This is a genomic window from Ureibacillus suwonensis, assembly GCF_042655065.1.
Lineage (GTDB): Bacteria > Bacillota > Bacilli > Bacillales_A > Planococcaceae > Ureibacillus > Ureibacillus suwonensis.
The window spans coordinates 23,152-38,227 of sequence record NZ_JBHSNQ010000074.1 but is presented as its reverse complement, the minus strand read 5'-3'; the positions used below and the strand labels follow the sequence as shown (position 1 = coordinate 38,227).

Annotated in this window: 18 protein-coding genes; 6 read left to right on the top strand and 12 right to left on the bottom strand. The window is 40.0% G+C overall.

The window, feature by feature from the left end; all coding sequences use genetic code 11:
* Positions 1-158 precede the first annotated feature (158 nt).
* Positions 159-551 (bottom strand): RDD family protein, encoded by a 393-nt coding sequence (locus ACFPOH_RS08695; RefSeq protein ID WP_342468658.1) that lies wholly within the window; start codon positions 549-551, stop codon positions 159-161.
* Between the two features lie 96 nt (positions 552-647).
* The gene (locus tag ACFPOH_RS08690) at positions 648-1,259 is read right to left on the bottom strand and encodes a PH domain-containing protein (RefSeq protein ID WP_342468659.1); all 612 of its coding nucleotides are present in this window, start codon (positions 1,257-1,259) and stop codon (positions 648-650) included.
* A 143-nt stretch (positions 1,260-1,402) separates the two neighbouring features.
* Between ACFPOH_RS08690 and ACFPOH_RS08685 the strand changes: the two genes are divergently transcribed.
* Positions 1,403-2,194 (top strand): HAD family hydrolase, encoded by a 792-nt coding sequence (locus ACFPOH_RS08685; RefSeq protein ID WP_342468660.1) that lies wholly within the window; start codon positions 1,403-1,405, stop codon positions 2,192-2,194.
* Positions 2,195-2,235: 41 nt separating this feature from the next.
* Here ACFPOH_RS08685 and ACFPOH_RS08680 read toward each other — a convergent pair whose 3' ends face one another.
* Positions 2,236-2,922, bottom strand: a complete 687-nt coding sequence (locus ACFPOH_RS08680; protein ID WP_390309416.1) for a TraR/DksA C4-type zinc finger protein — start codon at positions 2,920-2,922, stop codon at positions 2,236-2,238.
* Between the two features lie 171 nt (positions 2,923-3,093).
* Complete coding sequence (serA, locus tag ACFPOH_RS08675) at positions 3,094-4,713, bottom strand: phosphoglycerate dehydrogenase (protein WP_342581784.1); 1,620 nt, start codon at positions 4,711-4,713, stop codon at positions 3,094-3,096.
* A gap of 661 nt (positions 4,714-5,374) precedes the next feature.
* Between serA and ACFPOH_RS08670 the strand changes: the two genes are divergently transcribed.
* Entirely contained in the window at positions 5,375-6,157 is a 783-nt protein-coding gene (locus tag ACFPOH_RS08670; RefSeq protein WP_342468662.1) for an enoyl-CoA hydratase, read from the top strand.
* A 37-nt stretch (positions 6,158-6,194) separates the two neighbouring features.
* Here the strand turns inward: ACFPOH_RS08670 and ACFPOH_RS08665 are convergent, their stop codons facing one another.
* Positions 6,195-6,380 carry a YhzD family protein gene (locus tag ACFPOH_RS08665; RefSeq protein ID WP_342468663.1) on the bottom strand — a complete coding sequence of 62 codons (186 nt, stop codon included), beginning with the start codon at positions 6,378-6,380 and terminating at the stop codon, positions 6,195-6,197.
* A 161-nt stretch (positions 6,381-6,541) separates the two neighbouring features.
* On the opposite strand from ACFPOH_RS08665, the gene yhaM reads away from it, so the two are divergent.
* Positions 6,542-7,486, top strand: coding sequence for a 3'-5' exoribonuclease YhaM (yhaM, locus tag ACFPOH_RS08660; protein ID WP_342468664.1), 945 nt, complete (start codon positions 6,542-6,544; stop codon positions 7,484-7,486).
* 356 nt (positions 7,487-7,842) lie between these two features.
* Here yhaM and ACFPOH_RS08655 read toward each other — a convergent pair whose 3' ends face one another.
* Complete coding sequence (locus tag ACFPOH_RS08655) at positions 7,843-8,730, bottom strand: peptidylprolyl isomerase (RefSeq protein WP_342581783.1); 888 nt, start codon at positions 8,728-8,730, stop codon at positions 7,843-7,845.
* A gap of 149 nt (positions 8,731-8,879) precedes the next feature.
* On the opposite strand from ACFPOH_RS08655, the gene ACFPOH_RS08650 reads away from it, so the two are divergent.
* The gene (locus ACFPOH_RS08650) at positions 8,880-8,987 is read left to right on the top strand and encodes a YjcZ family sporulation protein (protein ID WP_342468666.1); all 108 of its coding nucleotides are present in this window, start codon (positions 8,880-8,882) and stop codon (positions 8,985-8,987) included.
* A 360-nt stretch (positions 8,988-9,347) separates the two neighbouring features.
* On the opposite strand, the gene ACFPOH_RS08645 is transcribed toward ACFPOH_RS08650, so the two are convergent.
* The 6 genes from ACFPOH_RS08645 to ACFPOH_RS08620 form a co-directional block, all read right to left on the bottom strand.
* On the bottom strand, positions 9,348-9,539 hold the full coding sequence (locus ACFPOH_RS08645; protein WP_342581782.1) for a hypothetical protein: 192 nt from the start codon (positions 9,537-9,539) through the stop codon (positions 9,348-9,350).
* Positions 9,540-9,622: 83 nt separating this feature from the next.
* Positions 9,623-10,120 (bottom strand): DUF3267 domain-containing protein, encoded by a 498-nt coding sequence (locus ACFPOH_RS08640; RefSeq protein WP_390309418.1) that lies wholly within the window; start codon positions 10,118-10,120, stop codon positions 9,623-9,625.
* A 189-nt stretch (positions 10,121-10,309) separates the two neighbouring features.
* Complete coding sequence (locus tag ACFPOH_RS08635) at positions 10,310-10,885, bottom strand: HTH-type transcriptional regulator Hpr (protein ID WP_342468669.1); 576 nt, start codon at positions 10,883-10,885, stop codon at positions 10,310-10,312.
* Between the two features lie 189 nt (positions 10,886-11,074).
* On the bottom strand, positions 11,075-11,440 hold the full coding sequence (locus ACFPOH_RS08630) for a YtxH domain-containing protein (RefSeq protein ID WP_342468670.1): 366 nt from the start codon (positions 11,438-11,440) through the stop codon (positions 11,075-11,077).
* 148 nt (positions 11,441-11,588) lie between these two features.
* Complete coding sequence (locus tag ACFPOH_RS08625) at positions 11,589-12,125, bottom strand: tryptophan transporter (protein ID WP_342468671.1); 537 nt, start codon at positions 12,123-12,125, stop codon at positions 11,589-11,591.
* Between the two features lie 171 nt (positions 12,126-12,296).
* Positions 12,297-12,722 (bottom strand): HIT family protein, encoded by a 426-nt coding sequence (locus tag ACFPOH_RS08620; RefSeq protein WP_342468672.1) that lies wholly within the window; start codon positions 12,720-12,722, stop codon positions 12,297-12,299.
* Positions 12,723-12,828: 106 nt separating this feature from the next.
* On the opposite strand from ACFPOH_RS08620, the gene ACFPOH_RS08615 reads away from it, so the two are divergent.
* Positions 12,829-13,563, top strand: coding sequence for an ABC transporter ATP-binding protein (locus ACFPOH_RS08615; RefSeq protein ID WP_390309415.1), 735 nt, complete (start codon positions 12,829-12,831; stop codon positions 13,561-13,563).
* A complete protein-coding gene (locus ACFPOH_RS08610; RefSeq protein WP_390309414.1) occupies positions 13,556-14,755 on the top strand; it encodes an ABC transporter permease in 1,200 nt (399 codons plus the stop codon). Before ACFPOH_RS08615 ends, ACFPOH_RS08610 begins: the two co-directional genes overlap by 8 nt.
* Positions 14,756-15,076 lie beyond the last annotated feature (321 nt).

Below are 15,076 nucleotides of genomic sequence, written 5' to 3'. Positions count from 1 at the left end.
AGGGTTGGAAAGTCTTGAAGCTCGTTATGAAAACTTGCGTCAATGATCTTAATTGAACCGCCGTATACGGAACCGTACGTACGGTGGTGTGAGAGGACGGGAGTTAATCGCTCCCTCCTACTCGATTTCAGTGCGGGAAAAGAATCTTAATGAGGAAATCACTCTATTTCCTTTACAACCGTTCCGGCAAAACGGTCCTGGGCAAGTCTCGAGCCGTCTTCCCCTTCGTAAGCTTCCCGGTCTTTCAAATAGGCGAAAGGTCCAAGCGTATCGCGATAAGCGCAGCGCTTTAGAATTTGTTTGCATGTCGGTGTTGAGCCGTCTTCACTTTCAAGCTTCAATCCCATCATTTTATAGCCGATCGTCTGGCCGCCGCATTTGAATTGGGCGTATTCCAATCCCCAAAATACGGCAGTCGGTGTCACCACATTATGTACAAATTCACTTTTCACCTTTTTCCGTAAAAAGTATTCAATGGTCAAGGAAAGGGCTGTGGAGATTCCCAAATCAATCGCGCAGGCTTTTAACCGTTTTTTTGTCAATTCTTTCATCATGCCACCTCATTTTTAGTTTCTGAAAATGTCCGCCATCTTCCAAAATGCCAAATAACGCCCACCAATTATCCGCGGGCGTTATTCACTTATGGATTAATTGTTGATAAACAATTCAAAGACGCTGCCATAGTCGTCATATGCATATTTTTTATTCATATTGGTCAACCAATCATTCGTAAATTCGGCGATCGCTTTGAAGGATTCTGCCGGAGAACCTTGCGCCATTCCGTGGGAAATGCTTTTTTGCGCATATTCCAAACTGTCTTGGGCAAATTTCATATATTTATCATTGGATTTCATGATGCGTTCCATCTCAACAAGCGCTTTGTACAAATCTTTGACCTTGTCCAATTCGTTTTTGCTGATATCGATGCTGAATGGTGTATTCCCGATTGTAAATTTGATCTCCACATCCAAATCGATGGTTCCTGCTGTTTCCAAAGAGACGTTGCTGATTGGGTTCCATTTGTATTCGTATCTTTTTAACGTGCGTTTTTTGCTGACAGCCGAATCGCCGTCCACATGAATCAACGCCAAATTCGTAAAGCAATATTCATCCGCTTTTGTTTTGATGAGAAAGTATATTTTTTCCCCGATTTCGTGCAACACATAATCATCTGAATCCGTTTTATCATAATCTTGCGGTTCGATCACTTTTCCGATATCGGATAACCCCAACGCGTCCGATGCGAATTTTTTTAACATGTAAATGGACTCCTTTCAAAAACAGTATTTGATATTAATACGAAAAGGGTTTCATAAAGTTTCATTTGATTTACTCACTGGATAGAATTGAAATATATGTTAGAATAGAAAATGTGACAAAAAACTAATAGGGGAAGTTGGAAATGGCAATTACTACAATCGTATTTGATTTAGATGACACGTTGCTTTGGGATAAAAAAAGCATCAAAACAGCTTTTGAAAAAACATGTGAATATGCCGCGACAAAATACGAACTCGATCCGGAACAATTGGAAGAAGCGGTTCGCGCAGAAGCAAGAAAGCTGTATGAATCCTATGAAATTTACGATTATACGGTATTGATTGGAATCAACCCTTTTGAAGGATTATGGGGGACATTTGACGATCCGACTGAATCTTTCCAAAAAATGAAAAACATTGTGCCGAACTATCGAAAAGATGCATGGACAAACGGTTTGAAGGCATTGGGCATCGATGATGAAGCCCTTGGTGCAGAGCTTGGAGAACGTTTTGTCGAAGAACGGAAGAAACATCCTTTTGTTTATGAGGATACTTATAAAGTGCTTGATGCGTTAAAAGGAAAATACCAATTGGTGCTTCTTACAAACGGTGCGCCAAGTTTGCAAAATCTGAAATTGACATTGACTCCGGAAATCCGCCCTTATTTTGACCATGTGATCATCTCCGGCGATTTCGGAAAAGGGAAACCGGATCCATCATTATTTGAATACATGATGAAAAAAGCGGGAATTACACCGGATGAAGGCATTATGGTTGGAGATAATTTGAATACGGACATTTTAGGTTCTTCCAGAGTAGGAATGAGAAATGTTTGGATCAACCGTGAAAATAAACCGAAAAATCCGGATATCGTGCCGACATACGAAGTGACTTCTTTGACGGAATTTTTGCAATTGCTCGAAAAAATCTCATAATGATTGAAAACAATGCGAGACGGAATTGGTCTCGCATTGTTTTATTCCAAATAATCGTATTTGCTTGCTTCTTCAATTTCACGTTTTGACATTGGGAAAGGAATTTCATCCTTCAGGGAAACATGGAAGGATTGAGGTTCATCGTTGTTGGCATATTCCTCGGGATCATCGTACAGTTCGTTGATATCTTCCGTATCCCCTTCCAAATCCGATGGGGTTTCCGAAGTTCCGTATTTCGCCACGATTTGGAAAGTATCCTCAAAATCTTGAATGGCCCCATCAGGCTCCCTTTCCGCAAAGGAATTGTCCACTGGCGGAATCAGCAAGTCTTCTTCCACAGGCCGATCTGCCGGCACTTCTTTCGCCTCGGCATGTTCAATGCAGAAGGATGTATATGGAATAGCTGCCAGACGGTCATATGGAATAGGTTCTTTGCACACTTCACAAACTCCATATGTACCATTTTCGATTTTTTCCAAAGCAGCATTGATTTTCGATAATTCATCTTCCTGGTGGATTTTTAAGGAAAGGTCCTTTTCTCTTTCGAATAATTCCGTTGCCAGGTCGGCAGGATGGTTGTCGACGGTGGATAATTCATCCACAGAATCCCGGATGCCGCCGTTATCAAAAGGTTTTTCGTCGGCGGACAAATTTTTCGTTAATGCCTCTTTTTCTTCAATCAGCTGCTTTTTTAATTTGGCGATTTGTTTTTCCGTTAAAATGTTCATCACATCCTTTCGTTCATCCATAGTATGAGCAGAAAAATGAAAATTAAAGGGCGGGGAAAGTTTTCTTTGGACAATGAAACCGGGATGGCGGATGAGAGCATCAAGTAGTCAAGTCAACGAAAAAAGCAGGCAAAGGAACATGTCCTTTGCCTGCTCATAAAATATCAGGGCTTATAGAGTGATTGCTTTTACTTCATCAATATTTTCTAATGTTGCAACATATGCCAAATCTTCTGATGTCACTTCATTATCGATGGCAAGAATCATGACAGCGGAACCGCCGACACGTTCGCGTCCCACTTGCATTGTTGCGATGTTGATGTCTTTTTCGGCAAGTTTAGTGGCAACGCGGCCGATTGCCCCTGGTTTGTCGATGTTTTTGATGTATAATAAGTGGCCTTCAGGAACAACGTCCACTACAAAGTTTTCCACTTTTACGATACGGGCGCCAAGGCCATTTAACAATGTACCAGCCACAGAATGTGTTTCGTTTGCTGTTTTTACTTCAACTGTAATTAAGTTTGTGAAACCTTTGGCTGTTGTTGTTTTATTTTCGTTAATTTTCACGCCGACGCGTTCAGTCAAATAACGGGCATTGACGTCGTTCACGTTTTCGCCGTGAGTTTTCTTCAAGTAGCCTTTCAATGTATTCGCTGTTAATGGGCGTACATCGAAATTGGCGATTTCCCCGGCATAGAACAAGTTGATTTCTTTTAATGGTTCAGAAGTTACTTGTGATAAGAATGAACCAAGTTTTTCAGCCAATTCAAAGAATGGTTCCACTTCAGCAAGCAATTCTTTTGGAATGGATGGCATGTTAACAGGGTTTGTCACAGTGCCAGTTTTGAAGTATTTGATAATGTCTTTTGATACGTCGATGGCAACAGATTCTTGCGCTTCTACTGTAGATGCACCCAAGTGTGGAGTTGCAATCACTTGAGGCAATGTGAGCAATTTATGGTCTGTTGCAGGTTCTTCAACGAATACGTCAAGTGCGGCACCTGCCACTTTTCCTTCCACGATGGCATCATATAAATCATCTTCGTTGATGATTCCACCGCGGGCACAGTTGATGATGCGCACACCTGGTTTCATTAATGCGAATTTTTCTTTATTAATCAGATTTTTTGTTTCAGGCAATAGTGGTGTGTGCACTGTAATGAAGTCGGCTTCTTTGCAAATTTCATCGACAGTCGCTTTTGTAACGCCAAGTTCTTTTGCGCGTTCTTCAGTCAAGAATGGGTCATAGGCCATGACATTCATTCTTTGTCCTTTTGCTCTGAACGCCACTTCTGTTCCGATACGGCCAAAACCGATAACACCCAAAGTTTTGTTTTTCAATTCAACCCCAACATAAGATTTGCGGTCCCATTTACCATTTTTTAATGATAAATACGCTTGAGGAATATGGCGAGCAAGAGATGTCATCATCGCAATCGTATGTTCAGCGGCAGAGTTTGTATTTCCGTCTGGCGCGTTGACAACGATGATTCCGCGTTCAGTGGCAGCTTGCAAGTCGATGTTGTCCACCCCTACCCCTGCGCGGCCGATCAATTTTAATTTATCTGCAGCTTCAATCACTTCACGAGTCACTTTTGTCGCACTGCGCACGATCAAGGCATCCACGCCTTTGATTTTTTGGATCAATTCTTCTTGGGAGTTGCCAGTGTCAATGATGATTTCCAAGTTCAAATCTTTTTCTTCGCGCAATGGGAAAATACCGTCTTCGCTTAATGGGTCTGCAATAAACACTTTAATGACATCTGTAGCTGTTGTTTCTTTTGTTACCATTTGAAAAACTCCTTTTTTAATAATTATTTTAGAATGATGGGTGTAAATACAACGTCAAAATATCGAAAAATTAGAGGCAATTGAGTTAATAGTTTTCGATAAAAATACTCCTTTCATTCCGAAGTATATTAAAAAAAGCCTTCCACCCCCTACAAAGTAAGGGGCGAAAAGCTGGTTATCAACTTCACGCGGTACCACCCTTTTTCATTGCCGAAAATTGCAAAGATTCCGACAATCTCAAGTGATGCGTAACGTGCATAATCCGGAGATGACTTACTGAATTTCAGCCATTCTATTCAGGAGTGGAACTACTGACGCCAGAAACGCTGATTTGCACCGACCATCAGCTCTCTGAGGATTCTGAACGCAAGAGCATGTCTCCGTCATAATATTTTGACTCTTATTTCAATGTGTCTACATAATAAACTGAATTGTTCACTTTTGTCAACTCATTTCCTTAACAAAATGAAATATTTTTAATGAAAACGCTTTAATTTTACGTTTTTTTAACGAACATTAATTAAAAAAATAAAAAATATTATTCGTGTTTTTGTTATTCCACATGTTTTTTCAAATATTCTTTGATTTGAGTTTCGTGAAAGGAATTTTTTCCTTCAAGTAGAAGTTAATAGTGTATGAGAAAAATAAAGGGGTGGAGAAATTGGCTTACGAAACAATTGAATTGTCGGTAAATGACCGGTATGCGGTGCTCACTTTAAAGCGTCCGGAAGCGTTGAATGCCATGAATGAAGTGATGTTGAATGAGTTGGCAGACTGCTTTGAACGGCTTCAAGGGGAAAAAGGGATTCAAGTGTTGGTGATCAAAGGGGATGGACGTGCATTTTCATCCGGCGGCGACATCAAAATGATGCTGCAAAAGGATAAAATAGAGGATTTCCATGAAATCATGGATATCATTTCAAGAATGGCGACCGCTTATTATCAATTGCCGATGATTACGGTTGCCCAGGTGCATGGTGCTGCAGCAGGGCTCGGCTTCAGTCTTGCCATAGCATCCGATATTGTCATTGCGGAACAAAACAGCAAATTGGCAATGAATTTCATAGGAATCGGGCTGATCCCGGATGGCGGCGGTCATTTCTTCATGCAGGAACGCGTAGGTGTACCAAAGGCAAAGCAAATTATTTGGGAAGGCAAAATCATGAACGGGGAAGAAGCGCAGCAACTTGGACTCGTGGATGTCGTGGTGAAGGAAGGGGAGTCCGAACAATACGTTCAAGGTTTTGTGAAAAAGTTGCTATCCGCTCCAATTTTGGCGATGCTGGAGACGAAGCAAATTTATCATTCTGAACGGGTGGAAGAACTGAAAAAAGTGCTGTCAAAAGAATTGGTGGCACAAACAAAGATGAGACAAACGAAAGATCATCTGGAAGGCATCAAAGCTTTTGTAGAAAAACGAAGCCCGCAATTTATTGGCCAATAATGAAGAGAGGTTGACTCATGGTCAACCTCCTGCTTTATTATACATGGAATAAAATCACTTTTCCTTGGGAGTTTACGAGCCGATGGGTTTTATCTTGAACCCCTTTTTCCTCAATGCGTTTTTGCCCCTCGATTTTCGCTTGCTGTTCATTTTCGAATTCCCATACTTCATTGAATAAAATTTCCCCTGTTTTTTCAAAAGCCGTGAAATAAAAATTTGCCATTCTCATCCCATCCTTTATAGAATAGTCAATTTTATTATACAACATATGGAAAGAATGTCAGTAGATTCAGAATGAAGATTCAATCATCGAATCCCTTTGAAACAAATGGTACAATAAAGAATGAACGATTGTTTCGAACGAATGAAAAGGGGATGTCTCTTATGCCAGGAATTACTCAACTTCAGCCTGGAGATGAAGTGAATCAATTTTTATTGATCAAACAAGCGACCAAAGGAATCACTACCGTCGGGAAGCCGTTCATGACCCTCATTCTCCAAGATAAAAGCGGCGATATCGAAGCGAAACTTTGGGATACGAATGAAGAACATGAAAAATTGTACCAGCCGCAAACCATTGTCAAAATCGGTGGGGAAATCCATGAATATCGGGGGAAAAACCAGCTTCGCATCAAGCAGATTCGCCCGGCCAGACCGGAAGACGGTGTTCAGATAAAAGATTTAATGCCTTCCGCCGCAACACCAAAGGAAGAATTGTTTGAAGAATTGACCCAATATTTCTTTGAAATAAAAAATCCGAAAATTTCAAGAATCACCCGCTACTTGATGAAGAAATACCAATTGGAAATGTCGGTTTATCCTGCCGCCACCAAAAACCACCACGACTATGTTTCAGGGCTATTGGACCATGTGGTGCATATGTTGAGGCTGGGGAAAGCCCTTTGCGAACTATATCCGACTTTAAATAAAGATCTGATTTATGCGGGAATTATATTGCATGATTTGGGAAAAGTGAAGGAATTATCGGGCCCTGTTTCCACAACGTATACGGTTGAAGGGAATTTGTTGGGGCATATTACGATCATGGTCGATGAAATTGGGCAGGCAGCAAAAGAACTGGGGATTGAAGGAGAAGAAGTGATGGTATTGCAGCACATCGTGTTGGCCCATCACGGCAAGGAAGAATGGGGAAGTCCGAAAAAACCGATGATCCAAGAAGCGGAAATGTTGCATTATATTGATAATATTGATGCAAAAATGAATATGTTGACGAGAGCTTTGGGCAAAACGAAGCCCGGGGAATTTACGGAGCGCATTTTTGCATTGGATAATCGTTCCTTCTATAAGCCCAAATTTGAAGACTCTTGAGTATAAAAAGAGCGAACTTGGAAACAAAGGGTATTCCAATTCGCTTTTTCTTTTGGGCCGATTTGCATGGGTTTTTCCGGCCATGGGTTCAAATTCTTCAGCGCAGTCGGTGAAGCATTGAAAGATTTGGCTTTAGGCAATCCGACAAAATGGATTTGTCGCCTTTCTCTTTACGACGGTTTATTTGAATATCGGAATTGCCTTCATATAGAGAGGAATCCGGTTACCGTGATTGGCGATCCCTTATAGGGGAAAGGTGTTGCGGCCAAAGAAATATTGCCACCACAAAAAAATGGTGCCGGTGTAATTACCGGCACCATTTTCAGCTGTCACAGCCTGTCCATCATATCCCGTTCTTATTTATCTTTTTCTTTGTCTTTGCTGTCTTTGTCGCTGTCAGTTCCTAAAATTTGAGAGAATGCGGATTTTAAATCTTCATCTTTGATATCGATATCCGCATCTTTGATTAATTCCTCTAATTTGGCATTGACGCCGCCTTTCATTTTGATTAAGTTTTGGCGGATTTCATCTTTTTTCTCTTCGTAAGTGCCATAGTTTTTCACTTCACGTTTATCCAATAATTGAATGATATGGTATCCGAACTCTGTTTTCACCGGTTCGCTGATTTCATTTACATCCAATGCATAAGCGGCATCGTTGAATTCTGTCACCATTGTGCCGACAGTAAACCAGCCTAAATCGCCGCCGTCTTGTGCGTTACCTGTATCCAATGAATATTCTTTCGCCAATTTTGCGAAGTCTTCACCTTTTTTGAGTTTATTAAGAACTTCTTTAGCAGTTTTTTCGTCTTCCACTAAAATATGGCGGGCATGTAATTCATATTTGCCTTGTTCATAATATTTTTTCATTTCTTCTTCTGAAATTTTGATGTCGTTTTCAGCTTTTTCTTGCAATAAAGTGTAGCGGATATTCGTTTTGAATTGTTCTTCCGTCATGTTTTGTTGTTTCAAGACGTCATCGAAAGAGTCCCCGAGTTGGTCTTTATATTGTTTTAAACGTTCTTCCACTTCTTCATCCGACACTTTATATTTATTTTCCAGGATGTGTTCGACGACTACTTGTTCCAACAGCATGCTGCCTGCCATGTCTTTGATATCATTATAAAATTCATCTTTTGTAATATCGCCGTATTTTGTAGAAACAACGACTTCATCGTCTGAATTGCAAGCAGACAATGCAAAAACGGATGTGGCTAATGCGATTGCTAAAAATGTTTTTTTCATAAACTCACTTTCTCTCCCTGTATTTAATTTCCATTTGTAACTATAACATAAACGAATCAAAAACGAAATGGTTCCACTAATTATGTTTGCCCAGGTAACCCAACCTTGCCCGCATACTATAAGCAGTAGATAGGAAAGGAGGTGTCGTTATGGGTCAAAGCTATGGTGGTGGATATGGATATGGAGGTAGCTGGTTCGCGTTATTGGTTGTGTTGTTTATTTTATTAATCATTGTTGGTGCAGCTTTCGTGCACTAATATCAAAATTTGAGGCTGGGACATAACTAATAAAGTGAACGAGCTGCAAAAAAATTTTTTGTAAAAAATTGATATCACAGAAAATTGATTGGAGTGACGGGGCGAGTGCTCCTGTCGCTCCGCTTTCGTCGCAAAGCAAAAGCTTTCCTGCGGGAACAGCCCGAGTCTCGAGACCCCGCAGGAGCGAAGGATTGAGCTCCGAGGAGGCTCGAGCCGGGCCCGCGGAAAGCGTCCCCGGAACGGAAATCAATTTTCTTCAATTATCAAAAAAACACCATTTTTCTCCCGTGAGAAAATGGTGTTTTTTATCTTTTGTCCCAGCCTCTTGTTTATTTTTGCGGGAATGTATCAAAACCATCATTAAAATTTGATGGCAAAGTATACTTCAATATAAAAAGATATAAGCAAAATAGTGATTAAAATATTGATTGTGCTGAAAATCTTTGTCTGTTTTTCTTCAGGAATATCTTTTTGCATACATAATGCGTATGTCATCCGATTTATTTGAAATAAATAAAGTACCGAGAATAGCACTACAACTAACAGTAGCAAAGTTGTTCCTCCCCTCTATCACTTCACTTAAGAATATCAAAAAGTGTTGCCATTCTACAAGTAAGTTCACCATTCTTTAGCATTTAATTGTTAGAAGTTTTTGAAAAACTAGGAGGAACTAGAATTTCGTACCCCTTGGGCGTTTCCTCGATGACCGCGTTTTTTGGCGCGTTTACCAGGTGTATAAAATATAATATGTCGACCAGGCAGATGGAACAATGATATCCGAGCAATAAACACGCGTAATGGGAATAGTAAGGGAAGAGAACCGCCACGAGAATCAATATCATATTTAAAAGAACGAATGGGGTGATCAGAATAAACATATATCTATTTTTCGGTATCATTTTTTTAATTCGAAGGTGAACGATGGGAACAACTTTCAACTCAAGTTTCCATTTCAGTTTTACCGATTTTCGGTAGGAAAAGAGCGAATAGTAATGGATGAGTTTATGCAATGGATAAAGCAATAAAAGGACCAAAAGAAATAATGGAACATAGTGATCGTCATATTTTAAAGGCCGGTTGATGCCGACAAGAATGAATGAAAAGGAAAAAACAAGGATAAACACAATAATCATGTATAATACAATTCGTGGTACACGATATTCCCTTTTGATATTGATCGTTTTCCAACAATGCATAGTGTGGCTACCTCTCCATATAATTTCAAGAAAATTGTAAAACAAGTATGGTGTTTATGCTAATGATTTTTATCCCAAAAAAAGAAAAAAGAGTGTACCTGATACACTCCCCAAATCCCCAATTGCTTATTTGTTCACCATAATTTCATTCTTGAATACCACTTGATCTTTATCTTTTTCTTCAATGGATTCTTTAAAGTTTTTAAAGGATCTTTCAAATATTTCGATAAAATCTTCTCCGTAAATATTTCGGATGATGGCCATAACGTCTAAAAATTCTGGAAATCTTCCATACAATTCTTTTAATGCTAGAGAGCCTTCCAATATAGAGTGCTCTGTATCCAAGTAATGGTCATACATTTTGATGACAAGCTCTGCGCCTTTTGGAGTCAATTCAACGTACGTATTGCGTTTGTCATCATCGCGTTTCGAAAATTTAAGAAGCCCACGCTCTTCCAATTTCTTTGAGAAGTTGAAGGCCGTTGATACGTGCATGACCCCGAATCTGGCAACATCTGAAATGGAAGCGCCTTGTAAATGATAAGCAATCCATAAAATGTGATGCTCGTTAATGTTTAAATTGAACGGTTTGATCCATTGTTGCCAGTCTTTCTCAACTGCTTTCCACAAGGCTTTGGACAGTTGAGCGATTCGCTGACTATAAATCATGGCCTCTTTTAATGTGTAGGATTCCACAGTCATCGATTCACCTTCTTTTTGTAAGTTTTTAAAATATTATAGCAATAAAAGAAAAAAGTTTAAAGTTAAAAAAAATACATAAATGAAAAGTGATTAATAAATGTTATTTTTTGATAAAAAATAATAAATAAATGAAATAAAAATTTGCGTTTTTGGTAAAAAAGAACTAAAAATCGGTTTTTTGAAATGATTTTATTCTTTTTTGAGTTGTGAAAATTTATTCTCGATTTCGTTGATGCTATTCTGTAACTTTTCTATTTCTTCTTTCAATTTTTCGGCATCCGGTTTGATTTCTTCACTGTAATTGGAAACGGAGGTTTTTAAGTCAAATAATATTTTTGGAATAGTAATTTTCGCTTCGTTGGATAATTTAGAGACCGCATTTTTCAAGTCATTGATTTGATAATTTAATTCGCTGATGGTCGTTTTTACATTCTTTGCCGCATATTTCATGTTTGCTCTCAATTGATTCCCGTTTTGTGGAGCAGTGAAAATGGCTGCAGTCAGTCCAGCGATCATTCCGGCGGACAGTCCGATGAAAAATGGTTTAGCACGCATGGTGAATCTCTCCTTCATTTTGTATTCAATAGTATGTAAAGAAAATGGTTGGATTATAAATTAATGTACTTAACCATATTAAACCAAAATCAAAGGAAATAAAAAAGCTATCTAAGTAAAACTTAGATAGCAAAGTTTTCATTATTTATTATGCTTGTGTAACGGAAGTTTCGAATTTGGAACGTTTTAACAGACCTGCCAATATCGGATAGATGATGCAGAACGCAACGATATTTGCGATTGTTGCAGGAATTACACCAGTAACAAACATGATTCCAAAGGCTGCCGGCATTTCTCCGACCAACAATAGAAGCATGGACAAGAAAACGGTTCCTGACAACAAAGTTCCTAATCCAATCAAAATGGCGTAAACAACAACGTTTTTCGCAAATTTATTGACCAAATAGAGTACGGCCAAGAAAACAAAACCTGTTACAACTTTATCGATCAGATTTGGAATGAGTGAACCCGGAATGGATGAGAATAATCCGGATAGAACTCCGGTAACGACTGTAAGAATAAATGTATCCCGGATGCTAGGGAATAAAATAATCCCCACAAACATCATCGTCAACATCATATCCGGCTTGATTCCACCGCCGATCGGAATAGGCGGCATCACCAAATAAAGAACAGTTCCAATACCAACTAAAAGAGCCATTAATACCAAATTTTTTGTTTTCATACACTTCTCTCCTCTGCTAAGCTGTGCTCAACTTCCCAACAGTCTCTATGCTGTCAGCGAAATCGTATAGTACGATTATTGTAATCTTAAAAGAAATAATTTTCAAGTATTTTTATAGGATGATTGTAATATTAAAAAAGACCGACTCGGGAGATGAGTCAGTCTGCCGGATTATTCATTTAAATTCGTTTTGATTTCTTCCGCAATCGCTTTTAATTGTTCAGGAGTGAACTCGCCGTTTTTTGCTTCCCATCTCACTTTTAAGCCGTCACTGTCATCATAGCGGGGGATGAAGTGCAAATGATAATGGAACACGGATTGTCCGGCAAAGGCGCCATTATTATTGATCGTGTTTAGACCTTGCGGATTGAAAGCTTTTTTAATGGCATTCGCGATTTTTGGTGCAGCCGCATATAAGTTTCTTGCCACATCTTCCGGCATTTCATACAGATCTTTTACGTGTTGTTTTGGGATAAGCAATGTATGTCCTTTTGTCAATGGGGCTACGTCCATGAAAGCCAATACATGTTCATCTTCATATACTTTATTGGATGGAATGGATCCATCAATGATTTTGCAGAAAATGCAGTCGCTCATTTCACCCAATCCTTTCTTACAAAATTTATCTACATTTTAACATATTTCATGAGATGAATACATTTTCTAATTTTGATACACTGTAGGAAGAATAGGAGTGTTGGCTATGTTGGAATTAAAGGATGTAACAGGTGGCTATACAAGAAAACCGGTCATCAAAGATTTAAACTTTTCCATTGAACAAGGTGAATTGGTTGGATTGATTGGATTGAACGGTGCAGGAAAAAGCACAACAATCAAACACATTATCGGAACCCTTATACCGCAAAAAGGGGAAATCCGCTTGAATGGCGTGACATTGCAGGAAGATATTGAAAAATACCGCTCATCTTTTTCCTACATTCCGGAAACGCCTGTATTATACGAGGAATTGACATTGAAGGAACATTTGGAATTGACCGCCATGGCATACGGCATTGATGAGAAGACATTAAAGGAACGGTCCGGAAAATTGTTGGAAGAATTCCGGATGGAGAAGCGCTTGAACTGGTTCCCATCCCATTTCTCCAAGGGGATGAAGCAAAAGGTCATGATCATGTGCGCCTTTTTGGTCAACCCTTCCTTATATATTGTGGATGAACCATTCATAGGGCTGGATCCATTGGCCATCCAATCTTTGCTTGACCAAATGTCGGAACGGAAAAAGCAGGGAGCTTCCGTGTTGATGTCCACCCATGTATTATCGACTGCCGAAAAATATTGCGACCGCATCATTTTCCTTCACGAAGGCCGTGTTCGCGCCCAGGGGACGATGGATGATTTGAGAAAGGCTTTTGGCATGCCGAATGCCACTCTGGATGATTTGTATATTGCCATGACGAAGGAGCAGCACCATGAATAATTTGGCGGATGTTTGGTCAAAGCGGTTTGAACATTATCTTACGGAAATTCAGAAATATATGCGGTTTGTGTTCACTGGGCATTTGGCGATTGTGCTGGTGTTTGCCATTGGGGCGCTCGGGTATCAATACAGCGAATGGCTGCAAGTGGTGTCACCGGAATTTCCTGCAGAATGGCTCGTTGCCGGAGTTATCGGAATCGTTGTTGCTTTTTCCCGTCCCGTGACATTGCTCAGGGAGCCGGATCAGGTGTATTTGTTGCCATTGGAGAAGGAAATGCACCTCTATTTCCGGAAAGCCTTGAATTGGACATTCTGGTCCCAGGTGTTTTTGCCTGTGATCTGCTACATTGTTTCAATCCCTTTATTAAACGCGGTCACTGATTTGCCTGCATGGCGGACATGGTTGGGGCTATTGTTCATCATTGTCCTGAAATTTGTAAACGTTCAGTCGGAATTCCATTACCGCTTTGCGAATCGGGGGAATCATGTTGTCTTTGATCGCATTGCGCGGATGGCGGTATCCATTTTGGCGATCCAAGCCATTTTGTCCGTCTCATTTTGGTGGGCATTGATCTATTTGCTTTTGCTCGTTGTGTACAAATTTTCGCTGGCAAAGCGGGCAAAGGTCCAACCGATCCCGTACGAGCATTTGGTCAAACTGGAAGAAAACCGGATGATGGCATTTTACCGGTTTGCGAATTACTTTACGGATGTCCCGCATATCCGTGGCGCAGTGAAACGGAGAGCATGGCTGGACGCAATCTATAAATTCGTTCCATATAAAAAGGAAAATACGCAAAGTTATCTGGTATTCCGCACCTTTGTCAGAACCAACGACCATTTTTATTTATGGGTGCGTTTAACGCTCATTTCGGCAATCATTGCGCTGATGATTGATATTCCAGTTGTCTTATGGATTGTGGCAGGAGCGTTAAGTTTCGCCACGGTCATCCAGTTGAAATATGCACTGTTATCTTCAACCGATTTCCGTATGGACATGCTCTATCCGGTCAAAGACAATCAACGGAAGCAAGCGGTTCAGAAGCTGTTGCGCCTCTTTATAGTGATTCAAGCCATCATTGTGATGCTTTGCGCCATTGGACAACCGCTGTTCTTTATTCCGGCGATCATCGTGATCGGAATGAACGAATTGACTTTCCGATTGTCGAAGGATCCGGCGGTGCATGTTTAAGAATGAAGAATTTGGTTTTGATTGTTGAGCGGCTTAAGTTCCCGATTTTGGGACTTAAGCCGCTTTTGCATTTCATTGGATGGCTAAAAGGAAATGCCTCCATAAATGTGTCTTGCCTTTTCTTTCCACAATTGCATGCCAATGAATGAAAAATTCGGGAATCGATCAACCGAGTCTGTGCCCATTTGGAGCCTCCTGTAATTGTTCTAATAGAATGAAAGGACCCATAATTGTCCATCCATGTTAGAAATCTTAGAATATATGTATTTTTTTAGCATAAATTTTACTAACTTCTCTACTTAACAATTCAACGGGGAGGTA

What these genes read in the sequence shown, in the direction of transcription:
- ACFPOH_RS08695 (WP_342468658.1), bottom strand. Translation starts at nt 551, where the DNA reads ATGAAAGAATTGACAAAAAAACGGTTAAAAGCCTGCGCGATTGATTTG.
- ACFPOH_RS08690 (WP_342468659.1), bottom strand. Translation starts at nt 1,259, where the DNA reads ATGTTAAAAAAATTCGCATCGGACGCGTTGGGGTTATCCGATATCGGA.
- ACFPOH_RS08685 (WP_342468660.1), top strand. Translation starts at nt 1,403, where the DNA reads ATGGCAATTACTACAATCGTATTTGATTTAGATGACACGTTGCTTTGG.
- ACFPOH_RS08680 (WP_390309416.1), bottom strand. Translation starts at nt 2,922, where the DNA reads ATGAACATTTTAACGGAAAAACAAATCGCCAAATTAAAAAAGCAGCTG.
- serA (WP_342581784.1), bottom strand. Translation starts at nt 4,713, where the DNA reads ATGGTAACAAAAGAAACAACAGCTACAGATGTCATTAAAGTGTTTATT.
- ACFPOH_RS08665 (WP_342468663.1), bottom strand. Translation starts at nt 6,380, where the DNA reads ATGGCAAATTTTTATTTCACGGCTTTTGAAAAAACAGGGGAAATTTTA.
- yhaM (WP_342468664.1), top strand. Translation starts at nt 6,542, where the DNA reads ATGCCAGGAATTACTCAACTTCAGCCTGGAGATGAAGTGAATCAATTT.
- ACFPOH_RS08655 (WP_342581783.1), bottom strand. Translation starts at nt 8,730, where the DNA reads ATGAAAAAAACATTTTTAGCAATCGCATTAGCCACATCCGTTTTTGCA.
- ACFPOH_RS08650 (WP_342468666.1), top strand. Translation starts at nt 8,880, where the DNA reads ATGGGTCAAAGCTATGGTGGTGGATATGGATATGGAGGTAGCTGGTTC.
- ACFPOH_RS08640 (WP_390309418.1), bottom strand. Translation starts at nt 10,120, where the DNA reads ATGATTATTGTGTTTATCCTTGTTTTTTCCTTTTCATTCATTCTTGTC.
- ACFPOH_RS08635 (WP_342468669.1), bottom strand. Translation starts at nt 10,885, where the DNA reads ATGACTGTGGAATCCTACACATTAAAAGAGGCCATGATTTATAGTCAG.
- ACFPOH_RS08630 (WP_342468670.1), bottom strand. Translation starts at nt 11,440, where the DNA reads ATGCGTGCTAAACCATTTTTCATCGGACTGTCCGCCGGAATGATCGCT.
- ACFPOH_RS08625 (WP_342468671.1), bottom strand. Translation starts at nt 12,125, where the DNA reads ATGAAAACAAAAAATTTGGTATTAATGGCTCTTTTAGTTGGTATTGGA.
- ACFPOH_RS08620 (WP_342468672.1), bottom strand. Translation starts at nt 12,722, where the DNA reads ATGAGCGACTGCATTTTCTGCAAAATCATTGATGGATCCATTCCATCC.
- ACFPOH_RS08615 (WP_390309415.1), top strand. Translation starts at nt 12,829, where the DNA reads ATGTTGGAATTAAAGGATGTAACAGGTGGCTATACAAGAAAACCGGTC.
- ACFPOH_RS08610 (WP_390309414.1), top strand. Translation starts at nt 13,556, where the DNA reads ATGAATAATTTGGCGGATGTTTGGTCAAAGCGGTTTGAACATTATCTT.